The sequence below is a fragment of the Burkholderia sp. Se-20373 genome, from assembly GCF_017104705.1.
In the GTDB taxonomy this organism is placed as follows: Bacteria; Pseudomonadota; Gammaproteobacteria; order Burkholderiales; family Burkholderiaceae; genus Burkholderia.
Genome location: NZ_JAAGPH010000241.1, coordinates 1 through 6,723, shown reverse-complemented (window position 1 = coordinate 6,723; position 6,723 = coordinate 1). Strand labels below are relative to the sequence as shown.

Below are 6,723 nucleotides of genomic sequence, written 5' to 3'. Positions count from 1 at the left end.
CGCTGGGCACGATCGGCTATGCGCTCGCCGCGCTCGGCAGGCAGATGCCGATCGACGCGTTCTGGATGGGGATGATCGGCAGCTCCGCGCTGATCGGCATCTTCTTCGGCAGCCTCGTGTTCGGCTGGCTGTCCGACCGGATGGGCCGGCAGAAGATTTTCCTGACGAGCTTCGTGATCATCACGGCGGCCGCGTTCGCGCAATGCTTCGTCACGTCGCCGCTCGAACTGTGCGTGCTGCGCGTGCTGATCGGCTTCGGGATGGGCGGCGATTTCACGGTCGGCCATGCGATCCTCGCCGAGTTCTCGCCGCGCAAGCATCGCGGCGCGCTGCTCGGCTCGTTCAGCGTGATCTGGACGATCGGCTATGTCGCCGCGAACGTGCTCGGCCTCGCGTACAGCGACGTCACGCCCGACGCGTGGCGCTGGCTGCTCGCGTCGGCCGCGTTGCCCGCGCTGATCGTGCTGGTGTTGCGGATCGGCACGCCCGAGTCGCCGCGCTGGCTGCTCGGCAAGGGCCGGGAGAAGGAAGCGCGTGCGATCGTCGCGAAGCATTTCGGGCCGCACGTGATGCTCGACGGTTCGACCGAGCCGCATGCGCATGGCGGCTTCGCGCGACTGTTTCAGCGTGACCTGATCCGCCGCACGATGTTCAACTGCGCGTTTTTCGTGTGCCTCGTGATTCCGTATTTCGCGATCTACACGTTCCTGCCGACGATCCTGAAGACGATCGGCCTCGCCGAGGGTTTCGGCGCCGACCTGCTGCTGAACGGCTTCCTGGTGCTGGGCGCACTGATCGGCATCTGGCTGGCGATCCGGCTGTCGCGGCGCGGCTTCCTGATCGGCTCGTTCGCGGTGACGTGCGCGTCGCTCGTCGCGCTGGCGGTGCTGCCGTCGTCGGCGGCTCTCGCGATGATCGTCGCGTTCGCGATCTTCACGCTGACGATGTCGGCATTCAGCAACCTCGTCGGCGTGTTCCCGCCCGAGTGCTTTCCGACCGAAGTGCGTGCGAGCGGCGTGGGGCTCGCGATCGCGTGCAGCCGGCTCGGTTCGGCGATCGGCACGTTCCTGCTGCCGGTCGGCATCGCGACGCTCGGCTTTCACGCGACGATGTTCGCGTTGGCGGGTGTGCTGCTGGTGGGGATGATCGTGTCGATCGCGTGGGCGCCGGAGACGAAGCATCTGACGCTGGAGGAGGCGTCGGGGCATTGACCATGGTGGCGGGTTGCGTGCCCCCCAGCTTCATCGTGCTCGATCGAGGCTTTCGTGTCGACGAGCCGCTGATGCGCCGCGGCGATGTTGCGCTCGATTCGAACGAACCCGGCCGCGGCCGGGTTCGTTCATTTGTGACGCGATGCGATGCGCACGTTCGCTCAGAACAGGATCGACGCATAGTCCCGCGCGCCGTGCAGGACGTGAAAAATGTCGATCCGCGCAGGCGGACCGCCGACGACCCGGTAGAAGATCTGGTAGTTGCCGTACACGCGGTGCCGCACGCCGTGACACTCGTAGCGCGGCACCAGCGGAAACGCCAGCGGCATCGCGGCCAGGCCCAGGCATTTATCGCGAATCTCCCGCACGAACGTCACGGCGCGTTGCGGGTTGTCGCGTGCAATGCAATCGGCGATCGCTTCGAGTTCGGCAATCGCAAAATCGGACAGGCGCACGGTCAGGCCTGCCGATCCGCCTGGGCCCGATACTTCGCCTCGAGACGATCGAAGACTTCCGCCGCATCGGCGCTGTGTCCTGCTTCCGCATCGGACAGGCTGCGCGCGATCACCGCGTCCAGCGCGTTCAGCTGTGCCTCGCGATCCTGGATGAGGCGTACACCTTCGCGTAGCACTTCGCTCTTGGATCCGTAGCGCCCCGATTCGACCAGCTTCGCGACGTACGCCTCCAGTTGCTGCCCGAGTTCTGCACTGATCATGTCGGCCTCCCGACCGGATTGAATTCGATGCATTAAGCGCACCCCCATTATCAACTGTTATCAAGAAGACGCGCGCCAAAGGATCGGCGCGAATGCTTTCGACGTGCCGATCGGGCGGATGGACGGAACCGGACGCGCGTCAGGCAGGTTGCTATGACGCCGGACATTCATCCGGTGTTCGGGCGCACTCGTGTAGCCTTGCCGAACCCTCACCGTGCGAGCAGCGATCATGATTGAAGACATCGTCACACCACAACCTGGCCTGAAGGTCTACCCGCCAGACGCCGACGTCTTTGCCGAGTCCAACGCCGCACTCGCGCGCCACCTGCATCCGCTGATATCGATCGACCTGTCGACGGTCAATCCGTCGTGGGAGGGCTGGATCCACCTGCTCAGCCCCGTCGAGCCGTACGACGGGCTCGTCGGACAGGACACGGCCGCGTATCACAACGACTATCTGCGCGCGAACTGGATCGGGTTCCGGCTCGACGAGAACGACCGCTACACGCTGCTCGGCGACCCGCGCTACTTCTATCTGGAAAACCCGCCCGGCGCGCATGATGCGGGCTATCGCGCGGAACTGGAGGCGCACTACGCCGAGCAGCAGGCCAGCATCGAAACCGCGCGCAAGCGGTTCGCCGAATACGGCGTGCTCTACTCGTCCAACCAGTACGCGCCGGACGAGCGCGATTTCAGCCGGGAAAAACCGTGCAACCTGATCGACCAGCTCGGCGGATCGGTCGGCTGGGGCAACTGGTCGGGCACGTCGGATTTCCCGGTCGACGACCGCAATCCCGACGACATCCGGCCGATCGGCCCCGACGGTGCGCGCTTTCGCTTCGTCGCCCGCGTCACCGGCTGGGAATACCGCGCGATGGGCGCGGACTCGATTCTCCTGTTTTACGAGCCGGCCAGCCGCGTGGCGCTGCTGACGTTCGACTGGTCGTAGGGGGCGGGACGGGCGGTCGCGCCGCCTCATGATTGGCCGTTTGGCGGACTCTGTCTGCCGGATTCGCGCCGATATGCTGGGTGCTTTCCATTCATTGCCGGAAGCCATGCCCGCTCGCCCCGTCGATCTCAGTCATGTTCTGCCCTACGAAACGTCGTACTTCGACGATCAGCTCAAGGTCGATCGAAACGATCTGGATATCTCCACGTTTCTTGGTGTGAACGGCGACGTCCCCGACGAACTGCTCGTTTCGTTGTGCGGCGCGCCTGCCGGATCGGACATTCAAGCCTATCTCGACAGCAGAGGCCAGTTGACCTTCTCGGTCACGAACCCCACCTGGATCCGATCCGAAAACCGCGTGTCGGTCCGTCGAGAATCGGACATATCCCTACTCGAACTCAAGACAATCGATCTCGTCGATCACGCAATCACGGGATTCGGCGCGGCGATGCTGTGGCGGATTGTCAGGGCGTCTGATACGTTGGACATCACTCGAATCATTGCATTCGCAGCGGGGGGCCGGAAGGCAGCGCCCAAACCGGGCGGGCGCCGGCTATTCGGGTACTACGCATGGCCACGGTTCGGCTTCGACGCGCCCATTCCCGACAAGTGCGGCGATGAAGCGGCGCTGTTCCAGTATTTCCAGGGGCACCCGGTCGGTCTTGCCGACGGATCACTCCGGTCGCTGCGTGCGCTCTATGCAACGCGATTCGGGCGGGATTTCTGGCGCGTAGCGGGATCACATCGCTGGATGACATTCGACGTCACACCGCACGGCATGTCCGTGCGGGCGCTGCAACGTTACTTGATCGAAAAGGGGATTTACGAATGAACGCAAAGCACACGCCGATCGCCGGATTCCGGATCACGCGCCCCACGGCGAAGCCCGGCCGACCGTCGAGCCGGCGTCCTCTCGCCCTCAGCGCCGAAGCAAGGCGTCTCCTCGATGCGCTCGTCACCACCGAGCTCCATCACAGCCTGGCGCGTGTCATGCGCAAGTCCGCCGTCGGGCACGACACGCGGACGGCCAACATGCCGGTATCCCCGCCGCGCCGCGCCGTCTTCAACGTTGGGCGCATCGATCTCTCGAAGAGCCAGATGCCTGTCGAAACGATCGCCGACATAGAATTCTGGGGGCGCCGGGAAACACTCATGCACTTCGGGCACGACCCCGACCGGTAGCCGGCAACGACGACGAAGCCGCATGGCCCAGGCCGTCAACGATCGTGACTATCTCCGTTCCCGGTAACGATCGTTGACAAATGCCAACACCGCGAGAACAGCAGGACTGACGCGGACTGATCCGATTTGTCCAGCATTCCGATCAGTTGTGTCCCACCAGCAGCGCCCCTACCCCCGCCTCCCCGCCTGCTCCCGCAACCACGCAGCAAACGCGACCACCGGCTCGACCGCCACGCTCTCCGGCTCGACGTCGAGCCAATATCCGAACGGCCCGATCGGCTGCACCGGCGACAGCCGCACGAGGCTGCCCTCGCCGATCTCCTCCTCGATCATGTTGAGGTCGACCACCGCGAGCCCCGCGCCCTTGCGCGCCGCGCGGATCGCCTGTTCGAGCGTCGAAAACTCGATGCCGTCGCCGATTCGCGCCGGCGGCACGCCCGCCTGCTCGCACCAGTCGGCCCACAGCGTCAGGCGCTTGCCTTCGTGCAGCACATGCAGCGACGGCAACCGGCCGAGCAGCACGTCGAGCGCATCGCCGCGATAGCGCGGCGCGCCGACGAGTGCATGCCGCTCCATCATCAGCAGCTCCGACTGCATCCCGGCGCGCGCCGCGCGTCCGAAGCGGATATGGCAATGGCAATCGTCATCCGGCTCCGTGCGGATCGACAGCTCGACGTCGGGCAGCGCCTCCGCGAGCGTGCCGAGCCGCGGCGAAAACCACTGCGTCGCGAACGTCGGCGGCAGCGACACCGTCAGCCGCCGCTTCGCGCCCGGCCGCGTGGCGGCGATTTCGCCGACGCCCCGTTCGATCGTGTCGAACGCCTGCCCGATGAACGGCAGCAATCGCTCGCCGGCATCGGTCAGGCGCACGCCCTTGTGATCGCGCTCGAACAGCCGCGCGCCGAGCGCTTCCTCGAGCAGCCGGATCTGCCGGCTCACCGCCCCTTGCGTCACGCACAGCGAAACCGCCGCGCGGTTGAAGCTCAGGTGACGCGCGGTCTCCTCGAAAAATCGCAGTGCGATCAACGATGGCAGGCGTCGCATGATGTGTGTCCCCTTCGTTCGTATCGTTCGTTTCGTTGCCGGCCGGCACTGCCGGCCCTCCTGCGGGCAGCCTTTCCACGACGAGGCACGCCAGCCGCCCTACGTTAAAACCCCAGCGTTCACCGTCGCCGCCATTCAGCATCCCCCCGCCCGCGCCGCCCGCCTACAATAAGCATCCCGCACCCAACACGACACCGCTCCGTGAGACGCAAGATGCCGGCGCTGAATGCGCTGAAAGCCTTCGAGATGGCCGGCCGCACCGGCAGCTTCACGCGCGCGGCCGAGCTGCTCAACGTGACGCAGAGCGCGGTGAGCCGCCAGGTTCGCCAGCTCGAGGGCCAGCTCGGCGAAACCCTGCTCGAGCGCCGCCATCACCAGCTCGAACTGACCGCGGCCGGCCGCGTGCTGCTGCGCGCGCTGCAGCAGTCGTTCGACAAGATCGAGCTGACCGTGCGCAGCCTGCAGGAAAAAACCCACCTGAACCGCCTGCGCGCGAACGTGCCGCCCACCTTCGCCGCGCGCTGGCTGATGCCGCGCCTCGGCCGGCTGCGCGACGCGCATCCCGAATTCGAGCTGAGCCTCACGACCCGCATCCACGACAGCCTCGGCGAATCGCGCGTGCTCGACTGCGCAATCCGGTTCGGCGACGGCGAATGGGACGGCTTCGACAACGCACTGCTGATGCAGGAGCAGCATATCGCCGTCTGCGCGCCCGCGCTGTATGCGCGGCTGCGACAGGACGGCGCGCCGATCGACCTGAACCGCTTCACGCTGCTGCACGTGCTCGCCACCGACGACCAGCGCTACCTGACCTGGCAGCACTGGCTGAAAGCAGCCGGCATCGCCGACGTCGACACGCGCGGCGGCTACGAATTCGACCTGCTCGACCATGCGATCCGCGCGGCGATCGACGGCCTCGGCATCACGATCGCGGACCGCCACATGGTCGCGCGCGAACTCGCGACCGGGCAGCTGATGCAGGTACTCAACGTGCACGTCGACGGCCACCAGTCGTACTGGTTCGTCACGCGGCCCGAGCAGACGAACCTGCCGCACATCGTCCAGTTCCGCGACTGGCTGCAGCAGGAAGTGTGGCTCGCGAAGCGCCATCTCGAACCGTCGTCGCCGCTGCCGCAAGTGCCGCTGGCCTAGCACGCGTCCCTCCCCGGGCACCCTCCACCAACCGCCGCGGGCGACACCTTACCGGCTTCCACGCCCGTCCGCACTCGGACCAGTCGGAAAATACGACAGCCCTCCGCCCGCTCCCCCACGGGCCCACGCCACGGCAGCCTTGCCGGACGGGCGACGCCAGCCGATTCGCCGAGTAACGTGCATTTTTCTCATGATCGACGCGAAAATAAGTCGTTTGTCGTGCGCTAAACGCATGAAGAGAATGGCCGCTATCCCGTGCCACGCGTGTCGCCACTCGAAGCGATCCGCCTGCATTCATCGGAGGAGTCACTTCATGCGCACCGAACGCAATTACGTGAACGGCCGTTTCGTCGCCCCGGAAAGCGACACGTTCATCGTCGTCCGCAATCCCGCCACCGAAGCGCCGTTCGCGCGCGTGCCGGCCGCGACGCCGGCCGCGGCACTCGCCGCCGTCGACGCCGCGGCCGCCG

Annotated in this window: 8 protein-coding genes; 5 read left to right on the top strand and 3 right to left on the bottom strand. The window is 66.1% G+C overall.

The annotated features are described in order from the left end of the window. Positions 1-1,211, top strand: a 1,211-nt coding sequence (locus G3N96_RS36910; protein WP_206140290.1) for an MFS transporter, incomplete at its 5' end; no start/stop codon positions are given. A 161-nt stretch (positions 1,212-1,372) separates the two neighbouring features. Here G3N96_RS36910 and G3N96_RS36905 read toward each other — a convergent pair. Then, positions 1,373-1,672: a type II toxin-antitoxin system RelE/ParE family toxin gene (locus G3N96_RS36905; protein WP_206140292.1), complete on the bottom strand. Its 300-nt coding sequence runs from the start codon at positions 1,670-1,672 to the stop codon at positions 1,373-1,375. Continuing rightward, positions 1,669-1,926: a type II toxin-antitoxin system ParD family antitoxin gene (locus G3N96_RS36900; protein WP_089457468.1), complete on the bottom strand. Its 258-nt coding sequence runs from the start codon at positions 1,924-1,926 to the stop codon at positions 1,669-1,671. Before G3N96_RS36900 ends, G3N96_RS36905 begins: the two co-directional genes overlap by 4 nt. Before the next feature lie 229 nt (positions 1,927-2,155). Between G3N96_RS36900 and G3N96_RS36895 the strand changes: the two genes are divergently transcribed. The 3 genes from G3N96_RS36895 to G3N96_RS36885 are packed head-to-tail and all read left to right on the top strand — an operon-like array spanning position 2,156 to position 4,057. Next, complete coding sequence (locus G3N96_RS36895; RefSeq protein ID WP_206140289.1) at positions 2,156-2,875, top strand: hypothetical protein; 720 nt, start codon at positions 2,156-2,158, stop codon at positions 2,873-2,875. A 28-nt stretch (positions 2,876-2,903) separates the two neighbouring features. Beyond that, positions 2,904-3,707 carry a hypothetical protein gene (locus G3N96_RS36890; protein ID WP_241023005.1) on the top strand — a complete coding sequence of 268 codons (804 nt, stop codon included), beginning with the start codon at positions 2,904-2,906 and terminating at the stop codon, positions 3,705-3,707. Next, positions 3,704-4,057 (top strand): hypothetical protein, encoded by a 354-nt coding sequence (locus G3N96_RS36885; protein WP_124580616.1) that lies wholly within the window; start codon positions 3,704-3,706, stop codon positions 4,055-4,057. Before G3N96_RS36890 ends, G3N96_RS36885 begins: the two co-directional genes overlap by 4 nt. A gap of 168 nt (positions 4,058-4,225) precedes the next feature. Here G3N96_RS36885 and G3N96_RS36880 read toward each other — a convergent pair whose 3' ends face one another. Continuing rightward, positions 4,226-5,101, bottom strand: a complete 876-nt coding sequence (locus tag G3N96_RS36880; RefSeq protein ID WP_071333301.1) for a LysR substrate-binding domain-containing protein — start codon at positions 5,099-5,101, stop codon at positions 4,226-4,228. Positions 5,102-5,314: 213 nt separating this feature from the next. Here G3N96_RS36880 and G3N96_RS36875 point away from each other — a divergent pair, with 213 nt between their 5' ends. Further along, positions 5,315-6,253: a LysR substrate-binding domain-containing protein gene (locus G3N96_RS36875; RefSeq protein WP_011356424.1), complete on the top strand. Its 939-nt coding sequence runs from the start codon at positions 5,315-5,317 to the stop codon at positions 6,251-6,253. The last annotated feature ends 470 nt before the right edge of the window (positions 6,254-6,723 follow it).